General features: G+C 66.8%; 17 protein-coding genes. 10 read left to right on the top strand and 7 right to left on the bottom strand.

Going from position 1 to position 17,253, the window contains the following annotated elements; translation table 11 throughout:
- Positions 1-64: 64 nt before the first annotated feature.
- The 3 genes from DI605_RS13185 to DI605_RS13175 all read left to right on the top strand — a co-directional run bounded on the left by DI605_RS13185 (position 65) and on the right by DI605_RS13175 (position 2,196).
- The gene (locus DI605_RS13185) at positions 65-220 is read left to right on the top strand and encodes a hypothetical protein (RefSeq protein ID WP_293974580.1); all 156 of its coding nucleotides are present in this window, start codon (positions 65-67) and stop codon (positions 218-220) included.
- A gap of 26 nt (positions 221-246) precedes the next feature.
- Entirely contained in the window at positions 247-1,236 is a 990-nt protein-coding gene (locus DI605_RS13180; RefSeq protein ID WP_293974577.1) for an aldo/keto reductase, read from the top strand.
- A gap of 66 nt (positions 1,237-1,302) precedes the next feature.
- Positions 1,303-2,196, top strand: a complete 894-nt coding sequence (locus DI605_RS13175; protein ID WP_293974575.1) for a LysR family transcriptional regulator — start codon at positions 1,303-1,305, stop codon at positions 2,194-2,196.
- A gap of 68 nt (positions 2,197-2,264) precedes the next feature.
- Here the strand turns inward: DI605_RS13175 and DI605_RS13170 are convergent, their stop codons facing one another.
- From DI605_RS13170 to DI605_RS13145, 6 genes are all read right to left on the bottom strand, one after another.
- Positions 2,265-3,182, bottom strand: coding sequence for a hypothetical protein (locus tag DI605_RS13170; protein ID WP_293974572.1), 918 nt, complete (start codon positions 3,180-3,182; stop codon positions 2,265-2,267).
- A gap of 110 nt (positions 3,183-3,292) precedes the next feature.
- Complete coding sequence (locus DI605_RS13165; RefSeq protein ID WP_293974569.1) at positions 3,293-4,696, bottom strand: efflux transporter outer membrane subunit; 1,404 nt, start codon at positions 4,694-4,696, stop codon at positions 3,293-3,295.
- Complete coding sequence (locus tag DI605_RS13160; RefSeq protein ID WP_293974566.1) at positions 4,693-5,568, bottom strand: efflux RND transporter periplasmic adaptor subunit; 876 nt, start codon at positions 5,566-5,568, stop codon at positions 4,693-4,695. The genes DI605_RS13165 and DI605_RS13160 overlap by 4 nt, the downstream gene beginning before the upstream one ends.
- Positions 5,565-5,771 carry a DUF1656 domain-containing protein gene (locus tag DI605_RS13155; RefSeq protein ID WP_293974564.1) on the bottom strand — a complete coding sequence of 69 codons (207 nt, stop codon included), beginning with the start codon at positions 5,769-5,771 and terminating at the stop codon, positions 5,565-5,567. Before DI605_RS13155 ends, DI605_RS13160 begins: the two co-directional genes overlap by 4 nt.
- The gene (locus DI605_RS13150; RefSeq protein ID WP_293974561.1) at positions 5,768-7,813 is read right to left on the bottom strand and encodes an FUSC family protein; all 2,046 of its coding nucleotides are present in this window, start codon (positions 7,811-7,813) and stop codon (positions 5,768-5,770) included. Before DI605_RS13150 ends, DI605_RS13155 begins: the two co-directional genes overlap by 4 nt.
- Positions 7,810-8,262, bottom strand: a complete 453-nt coding sequence (locus tag DI605_RS13145; RefSeq protein WP_293974558.1) for a MarR family transcriptional regulator — start codon at positions 8,260-8,262, stop codon at positions 7,810-7,812. The genes DI605_RS13150 and DI605_RS13145 overlap by 4 nt, the downstream gene beginning before the upstream one ends.
- A gap of 133 nt (positions 8,263-8,395) precedes the next feature.
- On the opposite strand from DI605_RS13145, the gene cls reads away from it, so the two are divergent.
- The 4 genes from cls to DI605_RS13125 are packed head-to-tail and all read left to right on the top strand — an operon-like array spanning position 8,396 to position 12,008.
- On the top strand, positions 8,396-9,802 hold the full coding sequence (gene cls, locus DI605_RS13140; RefSeq protein WP_293974897.1) for a cardiolipin synthase: 1,407 nt from the start codon (positions 8,396-8,398) through the stop codon (positions 9,800-9,802).
- A 32-nt stretch (positions 9,803-9,834) separates the two neighbouring features.
- The gene (locus tag DI605_RS13135) at positions 9,835-10,137 is read left to right on the top strand and encodes a UBP-type zinc finger domain-containing protein (protein WP_293974555.1); all 303 of its coding nucleotides are present in this window, start codon (positions 9,835-9,837) and stop codon (positions 10,135-10,137) included.
- The gene (locus DI605_RS13130) at positions 10,138-10,551 is read left to right on the top strand and encodes a reverse transcriptase-like protein (protein ID WP_293974552.1); all 414 of its coding nucleotides are present in this window, start codon (positions 10,138-10,140) and stop codon (positions 10,549-10,551) included.
- Positions 10,552-10,580: 29 nt separating this feature from the next.
- Entirely contained in the window at positions 10,581-12,008 is a 1,428-nt protein-coding gene (locus DI605_RS13125; RefSeq protein WP_367120051.1) for an MATE family efflux transporter, read from the top strand.
- A 42-nt stretch (positions 12,009-12,050) separates the two neighbouring features.
- Here DI605_RS13125 and DI605_RS13120 read toward each other — a convergent pair whose 3' ends face one another.
- Positions 12,051-13,241 carry a LysR family transcriptional regulator gene (locus tag DI605_RS13120; protein WP_293974549.1) on the bottom strand — a complete coding sequence of 397 codons (1,191 nt, stop codon included), beginning with the start codon at positions 13,239-13,241 and terminating at the stop codon, positions 12,051-12,053.
- Positions 13,242-13,357: 116 nt separating this feature from the next.
- Here DI605_RS13120 and DI605_RS13115 point away from each other — a divergent pair, with 116 nt between their 5' ends.
- From DI605_RS13115 to DI605_RS13105, 3 genes are all read left to right on the top strand, one after another.
- Positions 13,358-15,217 (top strand): phosphoenolpyruvate carboxykinase (GTP), encoded by a 1,860-nt coding sequence (locus tag DI605_RS13115; RefSeq protein ID WP_367120055.1) that lies wholly within the window; start codon positions 13,358-13,360, stop codon positions 15,215-15,217.
- A 234-nt stretch (positions 15,218-15,451) separates the two neighbouring features.
- On the top strand, positions 15,452-15,895 hold the full coding sequence (locus DI605_RS13110; RefSeq protein WP_293974543.1) for a type II 3-dehydroquinate dehydratase: 444 nt from the start codon (positions 15,452-15,454) through the stop codon (positions 15,893-15,895).
- Between the two features lie 331 nt (positions 15,896-16,226).
- Complete coding sequence (locus DI605_RS13105; protein WP_293974540.1) at positions 16,227-17,234, top strand: SGNH/GDSL hydrolase family protein; 1,008 nt, start codon at positions 16,227-16,229, stop codon at positions 17,232-17,234.
- Positions 17,235-17,253 lie beyond the last annotated feature (19 nt).

Genomic DNA, 17,253 nt, shown 5'->3' with positions numbered 1-17,253 from the left:
TTCCCAAATACGGGTGCAGCCGCCCTTGGGATGCACGGCGTTAACGATATTTTTTAGGGGGGCGATGCTGGTCGCCCGTTTGGCGACGCCGCCGCGCATGATCTGGATCGGCGCGGATGCCGGGGTGCCATTCATGATCCAGGAACATGAAGACATGCTGTTTGTATCGCCTAATCGCACGATCGAGGAGCGACCATCTTGTCGCCATCAGGAGGGATGAACCCCCTCGATGGACAGGATACGATCATGGAAAAGCGCATTCTCGGCAGCCAGGGCCTGGTGGTTTCGGCGCTCGGCTATGGCTGCATGGGGCTCAACTTCGGCTATGGCCATGCAGTGGGCCGGGAAGAAGGCGTATCCCTGATCCGCGCCGCCGTGGATCGGGGCGTTACCTTCTTCGATACGGCCGAAGTCTATGGCCCCTATACGAACGAGGAGATGGTGGGCGAGGCGCTGCGCCCGGTGCGCGATCAGGTGGTGATCGCCACCAAGTTCGGCTTCGATATCGTCGATGGCGCCCAGTCCGGCCTGAACAGTCGCCCGGACCAGATACGCAAGGTGTGCGACGCATCGCTCCGGCGTCTGGGGATTGAGGTGATCGATCTGTTCTACCAGCATCGCGTCGACACCAAAGTGCCGATCGAGGATGTGGCGGGCACCGTCCGGGATCTGATCGCCGAGGGCAAGGTGCGGCATTTCGGCCTTTCGGAGCCCAGCGCCGCCACCGTGCGCCGGGCCCATGCGGTGCAGCCTGTCACGGCGCTCCAGAATGAATATTCGCTGTGGACGCGCGGGCCGGAGACGAACGGCATATTCGATGCCTGCGAGGAACTCGGCATCGGGCTGGTTCCCTATAGCCCGCTCGGCAAGGGCTTCCTGACAGGGGCGATGGGCAAGGACAGCAAGCTGGCCGAGAATGACTTCCGCAAGCTGCTCCCGCGCTTCACGCCCGAGGCGATGGAGAAGAACCAGGCGCTGATCGATCTGCTCAGGCGGATCGCGCAGGACAAGGGGGCAACGCCCGCGCAGATCGCACTCGCCTGGCTGCTGGCGCAAAGGCCGTGGATCGTGCCGATCCCGGGGACGACCAAATTGCACCGGCTGGAGGAGAATCTCGGCGCGGTCGACGTGGAACTGACGACGCGCGACCTTGAAGAGATCCGCCAGTTGCTCGCGGAGATCGACGTGGAGGGCGAACGCTATCCAGCGCGGCTGATGGCGATGATCGGCAACTGATCCTTGCGTCGGGGCGGGAAGGGCGAGGCGCTTCCGCCCCGGACGATCAGGCTCTAGGGTCCGCGCATGCATCGCGAGGATCTGGGGGATCTGGCCGCCTTCATGGCGGTGGCCGAGGAGCGGAGCTTCACGCGCGCCGCGGCGCGATTGGGCAGTTCGCAATCGGCGGTGAGCCATACGATCCGGCGGCTGGAGGCGCGGCTCGGCGTGCGCCTGCTGACGCGCACCACACGCAGCGTGGCGCCTACGGAGGCGGGGGATCGTCTGCTCGCTGTCCTGCGGCCCGCCCTGGACAATATCGGAAGCGAACTCGCCTCTCTCGGCGAATTGCGGGACAAGCCGGCCGGCACGATCCGGATCACCACTTCGGAACATGCCGCGCGGACCATCCTCTGGCCGGTGCTGGAAAGGTTGCTGCCCGCCTATCCCGATGTGCATGTCGAACTGAGCGTGGATGCCGGTTTCGCCGATATCGTGGCGGACCGGTTCGATGCGGGGGTGCGGCTGGGCGAGGCGCTGGCCAAGGATATGATCGCGGTGCCGATCGGGCCGGATCTGCGCATGGCCGTGATCGGATCGCCCTCTTATTTCGAAAGGCGCGGCATTCCCCGCTCGCCTCAGGATCTGGCGAGGCATGATTGCATCAACCTGCGCATGCCCAGTTCCGGTGCCCTCTATGCATGGGAACTGGAGAAAGACGGGCGTGAGGTGCGCGTGCGCGTCGATGGCCAGCTGGCATTCAACAATGTCGGCATGATCGTGCGTGCGGCCGAGGCTGGCTTCGGCCTCGCCTTCGTGATGGAGGATCAGGTGGCGGCCCAGCTGGAGGCGGGGCGGCTGGTGCGCGCGCTGGAGGACTGGTGCGCGCCCTTCGCCGGCTATCACCTCTATTATCCGAGCCGCCGGCAGCCTTCGGCGGCTTTCTCGCTGATCGTGGATGCGTTGCGCTATCGGGGCTGAACGGCGAGCGGCCCGTGGATGGCGCGCGAAGAAGCGCGTGACGGCCCGCAGCCGATAGCCGAGCGCCGCTACACCGCGCCGATCGCGCCCAGACCGGCGAGACGGCTGGCGAATGTGTGGCTTCCGGTGTGGGTCAGTTCCATCCAAGGGCAGAGCCAGATTGTCATGCCCGCCTCGCGCACCCGCAGGCAGAAGGCGTAATCCTCGGAAATATGCTTCCCGCTATAGCGTCCGATCGCTTCGTCACTCTCGATGAAAGCGAGGATCTCGTCGGCCCCGGCCTCAGGATTCGCATCGAGGAAGGAGCGTATCTCGCGCGGCAGGTTCGCCCGCTTGCTGTCGATCTCGGTTTCGAAGAAGGCGTACATTTCGGGGGCGGTGTCGTTCGCCCCGGCCACGCTGCCCGGCCCATAGGCGCGCCCCGGATGATGGTCGCGAAATCGCGTGAAGGTTTCACGCCGGATCATCATGAAGCCGGTGCCCGCCTTCGTCACCTCGACCGGACGACGGATCGGAAAGCTGCTTTCGTGCGCGGGGTGGACGGCGATCGCGCTGGAATAATCGGCCAGCAGATCGGGCCGTTCATCGGCCACGCCGGCCCTGGCCGCCCGGAGCACGCGCTCCCAGGAAATGCGCTTGAGCGGATAGGGGGCCGCCACGACATCATGGCCGCGCCCCTCCGGATCGAGGGCCTGCAATGCAAGGAGATGGAGCGCGTCGCGCGCGTCGAAGCCGATATCCGCATCGATGAAGAGCAGGTGATCGGCGCCCGATCGCAGAAATTCGTTCACCGTGATGTTGCGCGCCTTGGTCACCAGTGCCTCGTGGCCCAGGAAATAGAAGCGCAGCCCGATGCCGAGCTGGGTGCACAGGGCCGTGAGCTGGGTGATGGAGAAGGCGAAGGCGGAATGGCATTGCCCGTCATACATGGGCGTGCCGACGAACAGCGTCCGCCCCTTGAGACGCGCGAGATCCAGTTCCGGCATCGATGCGCTCCCCCGGTTCACATGCGGACGCGGGCCGTGATCGCGGCCCGGGCGCGCTTTCTATCGGCGCGTGCCGGCCGCTCCAAGCCGGATCGGCGTGCGGCCCGGCATCATTGTTGCCAGCCGCCGCCCAGCGCCTTGAAGACATCCACCTGCCGATCGATCAGCAACGCATCCGATGCGGCGAGATTGGCCTGCGCCGTCGTCAGCGAGGCCTGGGCTGTGAGCAGCGACAGGAAATCGGTCCGCCCGAACTTGTAGAGCCGCGCGGCCTGATCGGCTGCGGTGGCGGCACTGGCCTGCGATCGCGCGAGGGCCGCGTTGCGATCAGCCTCGCGCGCATAAGCGGAGAGCGCCGTCTCCGTCTGGCGGAGCGCCTCCAGAGTCGTGGAATCGAACGAGGCGAGGGCAGCATCGGCGGCCGCCCCGGCCTGCGCGATCTGGGCGCGCACGACCGGCCGGTTGGGAAAGCTCCAGGTGATCAGCGGCCCCAGAGCCATGTGGAAGGCATTGCCCGATCCGAAGGCGGAGACCGGCCCGGTGAACCCGGCCGATCCGCCGAGGCTGACCTGCGGATAGAGGTTCGCCGTCGCCACGCCGATCCGCGCGGTGGCGGCGGCCAGCGTGCGCTCGGCCGCGCGCACATCCGGGCGGCGGCGGATCAGGGCGGCGCCGTCGCCGATCGGAAGCGGCCGCGTCATGGCCGGCGGCGTGGTGCAGGCTTCCACCTCATGTGGATAATCGGCCGGCGCGCGGCCCATCAACGTGGCCAGCCGATAGAGGGCGGCCGTGCGCGTCGCGATCGCGGCGGGGATCAGCGCCTCGCTCTGGTCCACGGCGGTCTGCGCCCGCGTGACATCGAAGGCCGTGCCGCGTCCGCCGCGCTGGAGGCGCTGGGTCACGTCCAGCGTCTGTCGCTGGAGGGCGAGCACGCGATTGTTTGCGGCCAGCACCATATTGGCGGTGCAGGCGGCCGCATAGCTCCTCGCCGTTTCCGCCGCGACGGTGACGCGCACATTGTCGCGCGCGGCCTCCACGGCTTCGGCGTCGCCGCGCGCCGCCTCGATCGCACGCGCGATCCGGCCGGAGAGATCCAGCGGATAGGCGAGCGCGATGCCAAGATCATAGCCGACCACGCCGGGCAGGCTGCCGCCGGTGGTATAGGGGCGCGAAACGGACGTGCCGCCGCTGATGCCGGTGGAGATCATGCGCCCGGCGGCAACCTCCGCCACCACGGCATCCGCGCGGCGAAGATTGGCATCGGCCACGCGAAGATCGGTGTTCGCGCCCAGCGCCTCCGTGATGTAGCCGTCAAGGCGCGCATCGCCATAAAGCTGCCACCAGTGATCGGGCAGGGGGGCGTCGACGAAACCCTTCTCTCCCCCGCTGGCGAACGCGCCCTGCGCCGAGGGGCGGTTCACGGCCGCGCGATCGGGAAGGGCATAATTGGGGCCGACGGCGGCACAGCCCGAAAGCGCGAGGCCCAGCAGCGCCCCGAAAGAGCGGCGGTTCATGCGCCGGCCCGGGGCTGGACCGTAACCGTCGCGGTGCGCCCGGAGATCAACGCCACGTCGGCCGGCACGCGCTCCAGCTTCACCCGCACGGGAATGCGCTGGGCGAGGCGGACCCAGGTGAAGGTGGGGTTCACGTTCGGCAGCAGATTCGATGTGTTGGTGCGTTCGCTGTCGTTGATGCCGGCGGCGATGCTGTCGACCCGGCCGTGGAGCGCGCGCGGCTCACCCATCAGATGCACGATCACGGGATCGCCGAGATGGATCTTGCCGAGCTTGGTTTCCTCGAAATAGCCCTCCACGCGCAGCGAATCCGTATCGACCAGCGCCATCGCCTGCGTGCCCGCCGCGATATAATCGCCGGGATGGAGATCGAGATTGGTGACGATGCCGTGCACGGTCGCGCGGACGGTGGTGCGGGTCAGGTTGAGCGCGGCGGTCGCCCGTGCGCTTTCCGCCTGTGCGAGCGCGGCGCTGGCCGTGGCGACGCGGGCGACATTCTGCTCGTGCGTCTCCTTGGCCACCAGATCGCCCAGCGCCGTATCGCGCTGCGCCTCGCGCCGCGCCTGAAGCAGGGTCGCCCGCGCGCTGGCGATGGCGGCTTCCGATTGCGCCAGCGCCAGCTGGAAGCGGGGGCGATCGACCACGAACAGGATGTCGCCGGGCTTCACCTTCTGATTGTCCTGGACCGACACCTGCGTGACCAGCCCGGCCACGTCCGGCGTGACGCGAACGACATCGGCGCGGATATGGCCATCCCGCGTCCAGGGATCCGTTTCGTAGCGCTTCCACAGCCACAGGGCGACGAGCACGGCCAGCACCACGATCAGGATGGTCACGGCCGATCGGGCGAGCCGCGCATAGAGGGGTTTCATGCAAGATGTCCGGTAAGCAGGGACAAGAGTCCGAGGATCAGGATGAACAGGGCAACATCGACCAGCGGCCGATAGGTTACGAGACGATAGGCACCGGCATAGCCGAGCAGGCGGGATGTGATGCCGGCCAGCACCAGCGACACGATCGCGAGCACGAGGATGGTCGGCAGGAACACTCCGCCTATGGCGATTTCGCCGATCATCCGATCGCTCCATAAGCGGGCGCGCCCGGGAACAGGTTGCGGCGGAGCGAGGTGAGCGCGAGAATGGCGGTGCGGCGCTTGGCCGCCGGGCCGCCACGCGAAAGATCCGTCATGGCATTGTCGATCCCGGCCAGAAGATCCGGCTCGGGCGGGTGCGGCAGTTCGGGGCGCAGCGCGCGATAATGGGCGCCGACCCCCAGCAGCACGGGCGTGATCTTCGCGGCGTCGTCGGGCGTTCCGTCGATCCGGAGCTGGCGCAATTCACCCACCGAGACGCCGACGCGCAGATCCGTGAGCGCATCCAGCAGCGGCTTGCCGGGATCCTCGCCCTGCTGCGCCAGGCGGGGCGCCAGCAGCCCGATGCGATCCAGCATCCGCGCGATCCAGCCGACCGCGTCGGGAGGTCCCGCCGCTTCGCTCCGCCAGGCGAGATCCCGCCAGCCGGCGCGGATCAGCCTGCGGGCGCTGGTGCGCGCGCCGACCGTCTGGAACAGGCCCACCGTGACCGCGGCGAAGAAGGTGCCGATCAACTGTGCGGTTCCCTCGTTCACGAAGGTGCTGAAGTTTCCGGTATAGCGATCATTGAGCCCCATCGTGTTCAGACCCCCCAGAAGCAGGCCGATCGCGAACAGCATGGTTCCGGGACGCGCGAGGAACAACCCGCACAAGAGGAGGACGGGCGCCAGCACCAGCACCAGTGTCACGAAATCGGTGGCACGGGGCATGATCGCGAAAGCATAGATCGCGGCCATGACGAGCCCGCACAGCGATCCATAGAAAAAGGTAATGATGGAGGGTGCCGGATCATCGCTATTGCCGAAAAGGGCACAGCACACGCCCGAGATCAGCACCGCCCCGGCGCCGTCCGGCCAGGCGGTCGCGATCCAGAAAGCGCAGCCGAGCAGGATCGTGGCGGTCGTTCCGGCCGCCGCGCGCAGTGCCGTGCCCCGATCCCGATGCAGCGGCCGCTTCGCGTTGCGGCCCAGCAGCGCCGCGACGGCCTGCGTCACCGGCAGGCGGGACGGCGAACGCATCTGATCGCGCAGATCGCGGGCATTGCGATGCGCGGCGATCAGCTCGGCAAGCCGCGCGAGCAGGCTCATGCGCAGCGCGTCACGCCAGAGGAGCGGCTCCGCCGGCTCGGGCTCCAGCGCGCGGGCGCGGGCGATGAGGGCATCGGCGCTGGGGCCGCGTTCGGCGATCGGCGGCGGATCGCGCAGCCATTCGCGGACATCCTCGATCAGTTCGAGCGCCTCGGGGCGGGGCGAGTCGGCCCCGCGCTTGAGTTCGCCGAAGCGATCGTCGACCGCGCTGGCCAGCGGGAGAAGCATGGAAAGCTCGGCCTGAAGGGCGCGCAGCGTGCTGACGCGCGGCAGCAGCCGGGCCGTATCGAACGGCAGGTGGATGGAAAGCTGGTGGAGTTCGTTGATGTCGAGCGCCAGCCGCCGCCTGTCCCGATCGAGTGACGCGTCGGAGAGGCCGGCCAGCGAGTCACGCGACCAGCGCTCGGCATCGGCCAGGATCACGTCGATCCGGGCCAGCAGTCGTGCCGTCACCGTCTGCGGAAAGACCACGCCGTGAATGAGGCTGCCGCTCAGGATGCCGATCGTGATCTCCTCGACGCGCACCACGGCGGTCGTGAATATCGCGCCGGGCGCCGAGACGGAGGGAAATCCGATGATGCTCGCCGTATAGCCCGCGAGCAGGAAGATGTAGGCACGCGGCGTGCGGTCGAGCAGCGATATGTAGAGGCAGAGCCCTAGCCACAGCGCGAGGCCGACCGAGAGCAGTTCGGGTGCGTTGACGAGATTGGGCACCAGCACCACCGCCGCGATCGCGCCCAGCACCGTGCCCAGCATGCGGAACATCGCCTTGGAAAGCACGGCGCCGGCCAAGGGCTGCGCCACGATATACGATGTCGTCACCGCCCAGTAGGGACGGGTCAGGCCGATCCGCAGGGACACGTAATAAGCCAGGATCGCGGCCGCGAAGCATTTGATCGTGAACAGCCATTCCTTGCCGGTGGGCAGGACGATCTTCATCGCTTCCGTTCCTGCACGAAGCGCGCCGCCAGGCGCTGAGCGACATCGAGCGCCGTCTCCAGATCCGCATCGGGCATGTCGTGCAGCATCTTGTTACGCAGTGCCGCGAGCTTCTGCTCGATCGTGGCCGCTACGGCCGCGCCGCGCGTGGTCAGGCCCACCCGGCTAACGCGCGCGTCATTGTCGTCGCGGCGACGCTCGACCAGCCCGCTCGCGGCCATCTGATCGATGAGCCGCACGAGCGAGGCCGCCGTGATGTCCAGCTCCGCGGCAAGATCCGTCTGGCGAACATTGTCGTCCAGCCGGCTGAGCTGGACGAGCGCCCAGCCGACGGACGCGGAGAGTGACATCTCTCTCAACGCCTTGTCCGCCGCCTGGCGCCACATGCGCGCCAGCGGGAGCAGGGTGCGCGCATAGGCGGCTTCGAGGGCTGGGCGATCATAAGTCATTAGTTTGCTAATTAATTAAATCGACGATTTTCGCAATGGGGTGCGCGATCTTTTTCTCAATTGTGTCCGGCAGGCATCAGCCGGAGGCGCCCTATGGCGGCGGTCGATCGGGCCGGTCTATGTCGGGAGGATGATGGAGATGCTCCCGGGTCCGGAAATCGGATGGTACATGGCCGAATGGCTGATCAGGATCGGCGCGCTGGCCATTGTGCCCCTGCGCCGATCGCCGGCTGCGGCGCGCGGTTGGCTGTTGCTGATCTTCTTCCTGCCGGCGCCCGGGCTTCTGCTTTTTCTGATTATCGGCAGCCCGCGTTTCCCCGCCTGGCGCAAGCAGCGCTTCCGGCGGCTTCTGCCTTTCTTCGGCGATGTCGCCGCAAGGCTGCGCATTCATGCTCCCGATCTGGATGATGCGGCCCCGATCGCGACGCTCGTCGAGAAGCTGGGGCATATGCCTGCCACGGGCGGGAACGCTGTGGAACTGATCGATGATTATGATGGTGTGGTCGATCGCCTCGTGCGCGATATCGACGCGGCCGAGCGATCGGTGCACCTGCTCGTCTATATCTTCGCGGACGATCATGTCGGACGGCGCGTGGCGGAGGCGCTGGGGCGGGCGGTGCGGCGGGGGCTGCCGGTGCGCGTGATGTTCGATCCCGTGGGTTCCCACCGTTGGCGGCGCGGCACGCTTGCGCTGCTGGGCGCGCAAGGAATCGAGGTTCGCGAAGCATTGCCGTTCCGCCTCATCCGGGGGCGGACCCGCCGCGACATGCGCAACCACCGCAAGCTTTTCGTGATCGACGGCCGCATCGGCTATGCCGGCTCGCAGAATCTCGTCGCGAAGGATTTCCGCCCCGGCGTCGTCAACCGGGAGCTGGTCGCGCGGATCGAGGGGCCGACGGTCGCCGCGATGGAAGCCGTGGTGCGGGGGGACTGGAGTCTGGAAACAGGCGATGCGCCCGAGCCGATCGAAACGATCCCGGCCGCCACCGCCGATGCCCTGACGCAACTGCTCCCCAGTGGCGCGGAATTCCCGCTCGAGGGGTTTGAGACCTTGCTTGTCTGGCAGATCCATCAGGCCCGTGAGCGGGTCATCATGGTCACCCCCTATTTCATTCCGGATGAAGGCGTGCTGGGCGCGATGCGGGCGGCCGTGGCGCGGGGCGTGGTTGTCGATCTGGTCGTCTCGAAGGTGGTGGACCAGAGGCTGGTGAACCTCTCCCAATCCTCCTTCTATGATGATCTGCTGCGCGCCGGCGTGCGGGTGAGGCTGTTCCGCGATTTCCTGCTGCATGCGAAGAATCTCAGCATAGACGGGCGGCTTGCCGTCGTCGGATCGAGCAATGTCGACATGCGATCCTTCCAGCTCAACGAGGAAGCGAGCCTGCTGCTCTATGATGCGGCGTCCGTCGCGAAGGTTGAAGCGGTGCAGCGCGGCTATCTCGATGCCAGCGATACGCTGCATCTTGAGGAGTGGCGCGCGCGCTCCACTTTTCGCAAGCTCGCGGAGAATGTCGCGCGGCTGGTGAACTCGCTATTGTGACCGGACGGGCCAGTGTTTGCGGGGAAAATCAGATGACGGAATGCCGCCACCAATCGACCATCGTGGATGTCACGCCCAGCGCGCGCGGGTGCGAGGAATGCCTCAGGATCGGGAGCCCCTGGGTCCATCTGCGGCTGTGCCGCGCGTGCGGCCATGTCGGCTGCTGCGATCAATCGCCGCATCGCCACGCCACCGCCCATTTCCACGCCACGGGCCACCCGATCATCGAAGGTTATGATCCTCCGGAAGGCTGGGGCTGGTGCTATGTGGACGAGGTGGAGGTCGATCTGCCGGATCAGACGCCGCAGATCGGGCCGATCCCGCGCTACGTCTAGATGGGGCTCAAAATCTATTTCGATGGCGGCTGCCGGCCCAATCCCGGAAGGATGGAAACGGCTGTCGTCGCCCGGGGGAGAGCCTATGTGGATCCCGATGCGGGGCAGGGCGACAATAATGACGCGGAGTGGGCGGCGCTGATCCACGCACTGCGCATCGCCCGATCGCTGGGCGCCACCGATGTGATCCTGCTCGGGGATTCCACGCTGATCGTGCAGCAGGCGAACGGCATCCAGCCCTGCCGGGTGGAGCGTTTCCGGGACAGGTTCGATGAGTATCGCGCTCTGGCACCCCACTTCCACAGGGTGCGCATCAGGCATGTGCGGCGCGCGCAGAATCTCGCGGGCATCGCGCTCGATCGCAGGCGGGCGATGGCGGGCGGCCATATCGCGGGCACGATATTGGGAGGGTAATCCCTCGCGGCTGATGTAAGGGCCGCGCCATGGAAATGACTGTTACGCCGCCGCTCAACGCTCCGCCGCCCGCAACCGCGTGGGGCGAGGCAGGAGCCCTGTTTCGTCTGGCGGGCCCACTCGTCGGTGCAAATCTGCTGCAAATGGCGATCGCGGCGGTGGATGTGGTGTTCGCCGCCCATCTTGGCTCGCGCGCGCTGGCCGCCGCGACTCTCGGCGCCTATTTCTTCAACATCCTCAATTATGCGCTGATCGGCCTGTGCGGCGCTGCGGCGCCGCTGATCGCGGCCGAGCTTGGGCGCCGTGCCCATGCCGTGCGCGAGGTGCGCCGCAGTTTCCGGATGGCCTTCTGGGTCGGCATGGCCTTTTCCGTGGCGGCGATGCTGCTGCTGTCGCAGGGGGAGAGGCTGTTCCTGCTGGCCCGCCAGGATCCGGACGTTTCCCGCCAGGCCGGTGATTTCCTTGACGTGATCCTGTGGGGCATGCCGCTGGCCGTGGCGGCCGGCGTCATGCGCACGGCATCCGCCGCGCTCGGCCGGCCGGGCTGGGTGTTCGTGGTGACGGGCTTCGCGCTGGCGCTCGATATCGTCGGCAACTGGGCGTTCGTGTTCGGCCATCTCGGCTTTCCGGCGATGGGCCTGCGCGGTTCGGCGCTGGCCAATGATCTGGCTTTCGCGGCGATCGCACTGGCCTATGTGGCGATCCTGCTGTGGGACAGGCGGCTGCGCCGGTTCCGCCTGTTCGGCCGCTGGTGGGAATTCGAGAAGGCACGCGCGGGCGAGATCGTCCGGCTCGGCCTGCCGATCGCCGCCACCTGGATCTTCGAGGCGGGGCTGTTCGCGGGGGCCGCGATCCTGATGGGGCTGATCGGCGTTGCGGACGTCGCGGCGCACGCCGTCGCCCTCAACATCGCAGCAGTCGCTTTCCAGATACCGTTCGGGATCGCGCAGGCGGCCACGATCCGCGTGGGGCTGGCGTTCGGCGCACGGGACAGGATCTGGATCGCCCGCGCCGGCTGGGTCGCGCTGGTTGCCGGCATCGGCATCATGGGGCTTTCGGCGATCATCATGTGGGCGGTGCCGGGCCGGCTTGTCGCCGCCTATATCGATCCCGCCGATCCGCAGAACGCGCTGGTCGCCGGGCTGGCGATGCGCTTTCTGGCGGTGGCGGCCGTGTTCCAGCTCGTCGATGGCGCACAGGCCGTGGCGGCGGGCGTGCTGCGCGGGCTGCAGGATACGCGCGTGCCGATGGTGATCGCCCTGCTCGGCTATTGGGTGGCGGGGTTCGGCACCTCGATCCTGCTGGGCTTCGCCACGCCGATGGCGGGCGTCGGCATCTGGTGGGGGCTGGCGATCGGTCTCTTCGTGGTGGCGGTGCTGCTGATGTCGCGCTGGGGGATGCGTGCGCGGCTGGGGCTGATTCCGGCCGCACCGGATCGCGCCGCGATCGCCGCGTGATCCGCTGATAGCGGGTGGAGCGCCGCCGCCGGGCGGGCGCATCTAGCCGTGTATGGCCTCTCGTCCCGTCCGCCGCAGCGCGACCATGAACGCCTCCTGCAGCTTGGTGGGAAACCAGTCCCGCCGGGTGATCGCGCCGATCGTGCGCATCGTATCCGGCACTTCGGATTCGATGCGCACGAGCGTGCCCGCCTCGATTTCCGAGCGCACCTGATCGGTGGAGAGGAGGGTGAGGAAGTCGGTTCGCAACAGGAGACCGCGGATCAGGGCGACCGAACCACACTGGATCGGCGCCTCGGGGCGCGCCTTGTTCGAACGATCGAACATCTGCTGCCAGCGATCCAGCAGCCCGGATGCGCGCCGCGCGACGATCCATGAATGTTCGGCGAGCTGATCGAAGCCGGCAAATGTACCCGCCAGCGGATGTTCGGCGCGGCCGATGATGGTCAGCCGATCGGTGAAGAGCGGCTCCTGGAGCAGATCGCGGCCGGGCGCGTCGCGCAGCGCGCCGATCAATATGTCGATCCGGCCGCTGCGCAGCAGCTCGACCAACTCCAGATAGGAGCCCTCGATCACGTCTACCCTTATGTCCGGCCGCTCGCGCAGCAGCTCCGCCAGTGTCGCCGGCAGCAATTGCGAACGGGATAGCGCCATCGCCCCGATCGAGAGGCGGCCCCCGCCGTCGATCGTTTCCTCGATCGCGGCGCCCAGTTCGGTGACAGCGATCGTGAAGCCGCGCGCGAGCTTGGCGCCTGCGCGGGTGAGCCCCACGCCGCGCCCGCGCCGCTCGACGAGCGCGGTGCCGGAAACCTTCTCCAGATCGCGCACGGCGCGGTGCAGAGAAGGCACGGAAACGCCGGCCTCGTCAGCCGCGCGCAGGAAGCTGCCCGCCTCCGCCAGCGCCATCAGCCCCCGGACATGCGTGGTCGTCAGATAATTTTCAAACTGGCCGGCGGGTGTGTTTCGTGCGCAGCGGCGGCAGGCCTGCGCGAAGCTGCGCAGCGCACGCTCCACGCGCTGCAACACGCGCCGCCCGCTCGCGGTGGGGATCACGCCCGCGGCGGTGCGATCGAACAGCGCCGTGCCGAAGGCCAGCTCCAGCTTCGCCAGCGCCTGGGTTAGCGCGGGCTGGGAGATGGATGCGGCTTTCGCGGCGGCGCTGAGGCTGCCGTTTTCCGCGATTATCGAGAGCATCCGCAGATGCCGAAGGTTAAGATCGTAAGCACCGTCCATCGGCATTGTTTAGCCCAGGCTTATAGCTTTCCGATAATCATATTTGTGGGCCGGCCGGAGGAGGCATAGCCAGAGGGCAGAATCGCATTCTCGGAGAGGGAAGGATCGATATGCTTATGAATCCGGAGAACGAGCGGAAAAGCGCCGTCGATGGAGCCCCCACGCAGCATCGCGCGCTGCTGGATTGGGTGGAGGAAATCGCCGCCCACGTGCAGCCGGACGCGATCCGCTGGTGCGACGGTTCCGACGCGGAATGGAACGAATTGACCGCCCAGCTGGTGGATGCCGGCACGCTGGTGGCTCTGGATCCCGCCAAGCGCCCGAATTCCTTCTATGCGCGCTCCGATCCGCGCGATGTCGCACGCGTCGAAAGCCGCACCTTCATCTGTTCGGATGCCGAGAGCGATGCCGGGCCGACCAATAATTGGGCCGAGCCGGGCGAAATGCGCACGCGCCTCGACGGCCTGTTCTCCGGCACGATGAAGGGGCGCACGATGTATGTCGTGCCCTTCTGCATGGGGCCGCTGGGATCGGACAAGAGCATCATCGGTGTCGAGATCACCGATAGTCCATATGTTGTCCTTTCCATGCGGATTATGACCCGCATGGGCACGCCGGTGCTGGATGTGCTGGGCGATGACGGCTTCTTCATCCGCTGCGTCCACTCGGTCGGCATGCCGCTGGGCGAAGGCGTGGCCGATGTCGCCTGGCCGTCCAACGATGAGAAGTGGATCGTCCATTTCCCGGAAACGCGAGAAATCTGGTCCTATGGATCGGGCTATGGCGGCAATGCATTGCTCGGCAAGAAATGCGTGGCGCTGCGCATCGCCAGCGTGATGGCGCGCGACGATGGCTGGCTGGCCGAGCATATGCTGATCCTGAAGCTGACCAATCCGGAAGGCGCGAGCCACTATGTCGCCGCCGCCTTTCCCAGCGCTTGCGGCAAGACCAACCTCGCCATGCTGGAGCCGACCATACCGGGCTGGAAGGCCGAGACGGTGGGTGACGACATTGCCTGGATGCGCTTCGGCAAGGATGGGCGCCTCTATGCGATCAATCCGGAAGCGGGCTTCTTCGGGGTGGCGCCGGGCACCGGCCCTTCCACCAACAAGAATGCGATCGATACGCTCAGCGGCAATTGCATCTTCACCAACACCGCGCTGACGGCGGATGGCGACGTGTGGTGGGAAGGCCTCACCAAGACGCCGCCCGAGGGACTGACCGACTGGACGGGCCAGCCTTATGATCCGGCCAGCGGCAAGCCTGCGGCGCACCCCAATGCGCGCTTCGCCGTGCCGGCCGCGCAATGCCCGGCCATCGCCAGCGATTGGGATTCGCCGGAAGGCGTGCCGATCTCCGCCATCCTGTTCGGTGGTCGCCGCGCGAGCGCGGTGCCGCTCGTCACGGAGGCGCTGGATTGGGATCATGGCGTGTACATGGCCGCCAATATCGCATCCGAAGGCACGGCGGCGGCCGAGAACAAGGTGGGCGAACTGCGCCGCGATCCCTTCGCGATGCTGCCTTTCTGCGGCTATCACATGGCCGATTATTTCAACCACTGGGTGCGCATCGGTGCGTCGGCGGCTTCGGATCCGTCCGTTCTGCCCAGGCTGTTCCTGGTCAACTGGTTCCGCAAGGATACCGCCGGCAAGTTCGTATGGCCGGGCTTCGGCGATAATGCCCGCGTGCTGAAATGGATCGCCGAGCGGATCGAGGGCAAGGCGGAGGCCAATGCCACGCCGATCGGCCTGCTTCCGGCCAAGGGCAGCCTCGATCTCGACGGACTGACGCTGACGCCGGAGCAGATCGAGATGCTTCTGTCCGTGGACATGGATATCTGGGCTGACGAGGTAGAGCGCAACGGGGCCTATTTCGACAGCTTCGGCGATCGTCTGCCTCCGGCGCTCAAGCGCCAGCAGGCGGCACTGAAAGCCCGCATCGCGGAAGCGTCCGAACAGGTCGTCGAGCCGGCCTGATCCGGGATTGCCGATCGGCCTTCGCGCCGATCACGAAAAGCGGAGAGGCCCGGCATGGTATGTGTCGGGCCTTTTTGCGTGCCGAGGGATGCGCGGTTTGCGTGTGGGCGCCGGGTGGCGGGGGGGCTCTCCCCAAATCGTCCATGACGGCGGTGGCGAAAGATCGCCGTTTCGTCGATAGGCACGGATCTGGCGGCGCGATGGCCGTCCCGATCAGGCCGAAGAAGGAAGATCATGTCCGGTACGATCCACGTTCTGAACGGTCCCAATCTGGGCTTCCTCGGGATCCGCGAGCCGCACATTTACGGCACGACCACGCTGGCCGATGTGGAACGGGAATGCCGTGCCATCGCGGAGCCCACGGGTTTCGACATCGTCTTCCGGCAGACCGATGCCGAGCACGAGATGGTGCATTTCTTCCATGACGCGCGGGTCGGAGCCGCCGGGATCGTCTTCAATCCGGCGGCCTTCAGCTATGCCGCCTATCCCGTCTACGATGCGCTGAAGATGTGCGACTGCCCGATCGTGGAGGTTCACATTTCGAACATCCATCGGCGGGAGGAGGCCTGGCGATCGAAATCGATCATGACGCAGGGCGTGACAGGCATCGTCAGCGGGCTTGGTGTCGATGGCTATGGGCTGGCGGTGCGCCATATCATCCGGCTGCGATCCGCGTGATCGTGAGGCTGGGGCGTTCATGACCGGCTTGCGCGAAATCGTGGCCACAGGCGCGGCTTGGAAATGATGGGCCGGCGCCTATAATCCGCGTTCCGGCAGAATATTCTGCAACGAGAGATCAGCCTTTCATGCTGACGGTTTCGAGGGGCGATCATTGCTGCATCGATGGGCTGCCGCTGCTTTAGCCTGCGCACTCCTCAGTCATCCGGCTCATGCCGCCTGGACGCGAAGCTGGGCGGCGGCCCCGCTGCAATTTCCTAACGCGCCCCCGCCCGGACCACGGGACGCGCCTCCCGCGCCGCTGGTGGACGGCGCGGATCAAACCTTTCGGATGACGGCGCTGTTGAGTTCCGGAGGAGCTCGGCTGCGCCTTCGCCTGTCCAACGAACTGGGCGGTTCCGCCGTGCCGGTCGACACGGTCGAAGTCGCACTGGCCGGTCCCGACGGCAGCATCATCGCGGGCAGCACGCGCACGATGACATTCGGTGGGGCGGCGCGGGCGGTAATTTCCGCCTGGTCGCCGCTGGAAAGCGATCCGGTGGATCTGGCGACGGAGCCTGGAGCGCGGCTGGCGATCAGCATTCATGCCCCCGGCGAAACGGCGACGCTTGCCATGCACCCGCTGGCGGGGGCCGAAACGCGGATGACGCAGGGCGGCTCGGCCGATCTGTCGACCATGCCTGGCGGGGGGCGGATCGTCGCCGGGCGCATATTGTTGACGGCGATCGACGTGGATGGGCCGGCCGCGCGGACGATCGTCACGATCGGGGATTCGATTACCGATGGCAGGGAAAATGAGCGATGGCCCGATGTGCTGTCGTCCCGGCTCGCGGGGCGGGCAGGGGTCGCCAATGTCGGCATATCCGGCAATCGCCTTCTTTCGATGGGCACCGGGCAGCCGGCGCTGGCACGGCTGGATCGGGACGTGCTCGGCGTTCCCGGCGCCCGCTATCTGATCCTGTTTCAGGGGATCAACGATATTGGCGGCTCGGTTCGCGATCGATTGCCGATGCCGGCGCCCGCGACGATCATGGCGGCTTACCGGCAGATCATTTCACGGGCCCATGCGCGGGGCATCAGGGTGATCGGCGCAACCCTGCTGCCCTATCGCGATGCTTTTTTCTATTCGCCCGAAGGCGATGCCGTGCGGCGCGCGGTGAATGGCTGGATACGTTCGGCCGGCGCCTTTGACGGCGTGATAGATTTTGAAAAGGCGCTTGCCGATCCGCGTTCGCCGGACCGGCTTTCACCGGAATTCGACAGCGGCGATCATATCCATCCCAACGCCGCGGGCTTTCGGCGGATGGGGGCGATGATCGATCTGAGCCTGTTCCGCTAGCATGCCGCGCCGGGCGGCG

The sequence above is a fragment of the Sphingomonas sp. genome (assembly GCF_003248515.1).
Lineage (GTDB): Bacteria > Pseudomonadota > Alphaproteobacteria > Sphingomonadales > Sphingomonadaceae > Sphingomonas_I.
This window is presented reverse-complemented; position numbering and strand designations above follow the sequence as displayed.

What these genes read in the sequence shown, in the direction of transcription:
- DI605_RS13185 (WP_293974580.1), top strand. Translation starts at nt 65, where the DNA reads ATGCTGGTCGCCCGTTTGGCGACGCCGCCGCGCATGATCTGGATCGGC.
- DI605_RS13180 (WP_293974577.1), top strand. Translation starts at nt 247, where the DNA reads ATGGAAAAGCGCATTCTCGGCAGCCAGGGCCTGGTGGTTTCGGCGCTC.
- DI605_RS13175 (WP_293974575.1), top strand. Translation starts at nt 1,303, where the DNA reads ATGCATCGCGAGGATCTGGGGGATCTGGCCGCCTTCATGGCGGTGGCC.
- DI605_RS13170 (WP_293974572.1), bottom strand. Translation starts at nt 3,182, where the DNA reads ATGCCGGAACTGGATCTCGCGCGTCTCAAGGGGCGGACGCTGTTCGTC.
- DI605_RS13165 (WP_293974569.1), bottom strand. Translation starts at nt 4,696, where the DNA reads ATGAACCGCCGCTCTTTCGGGGCGCTGCTGGGCCTCGCGCTTTCGGGC.
- DI605_RS13160 (WP_293974566.1), bottom strand. Translation starts at nt 5,568, where the DNA reads ATGAAACCCCTCTATGCGCGGCTCGCCCGATCGGCCGTGACCATCCTG.
- DI605_RS13155 (WP_293974564.1), bottom strand. Translation starts at nt 5,771, where the DNA reads ATGATCGGCGAAATCGCCATAGGCGGAGTGTTCCTGCCGACCATCCTC.
- DI605_RS13150 (WP_293974561.1), bottom strand. Translation starts at nt 7,813, where the DNA reads ATGAAGATCGTCCTGCCCACCGGCAAGGAATGGCTGTTCACGATCAAA.
- DI605_RS13145 (WP_293974558.1), bottom strand. Translation starts at nt 8,262, where the DNA reads ATGACTTATGATCGCCCAGCCCTCGAAGCCGCCTATGCGCGCACCCTG.
- cls (WP_293974897.1), top strand. Translation starts at nt 8,396, where the DNA reads ATGGAGATGCTCCCGGGTCCGGAAATCGGATGGTACATGGCCGAATGG.
- DI605_RS13135 (WP_293974555.1), top strand. Translation starts at nt 9,835, where the DNA reads ATGACGGAATGCCGCCACCAATCGACCATCGTGGATGTCACGCCCAGC.
- DI605_RS13130 (WP_293974552.1), top strand. Translation starts at nt 10,138, where the DNA reads ATGGGGCTCAAAATCTATTTCGATGGCGGCTGCCGGCCCAATCCCGGA.
- DI605_RS13125 (WP_367120051.1), top strand. Translation starts at nt 10,581, where the DNA reads ATGGAAATGACTGTTACGCCGCCGCTCAACGCTCCGCCGCCCGCAACC.
- DI605_RS13120 (WP_293974549.1), bottom strand. Translation starts at nt 13,241, where the DNA reads ATGGACGGTGCTTACGATCTTAACCTTCGGCATCTGCGGATGCTCTCG.
- DI605_RS13115 (WP_367120055.1), top strand. Translation starts at nt 13,358, where the DNA reads ATGAATCCGGAGAACGAGCGGAAAAGCGCCGTCGATGGAGCCCCCACG.
- DI605_RS13110 (WP_293974543.1), top strand. Translation starts at nt 15,452, where the DNA reads ATGTCCGGTACGATCCACGTTCTGAACGGTCCCAATCTGGGCTTCCTC.
- DI605_RS13105 (WP_293974540.1), top strand. Translation starts at nt 16,227, where the DNA reads ATGACGGCGCTGTTGAGTTCCGGAGGAGCTCGGCTGCGCCTTCGCCTG.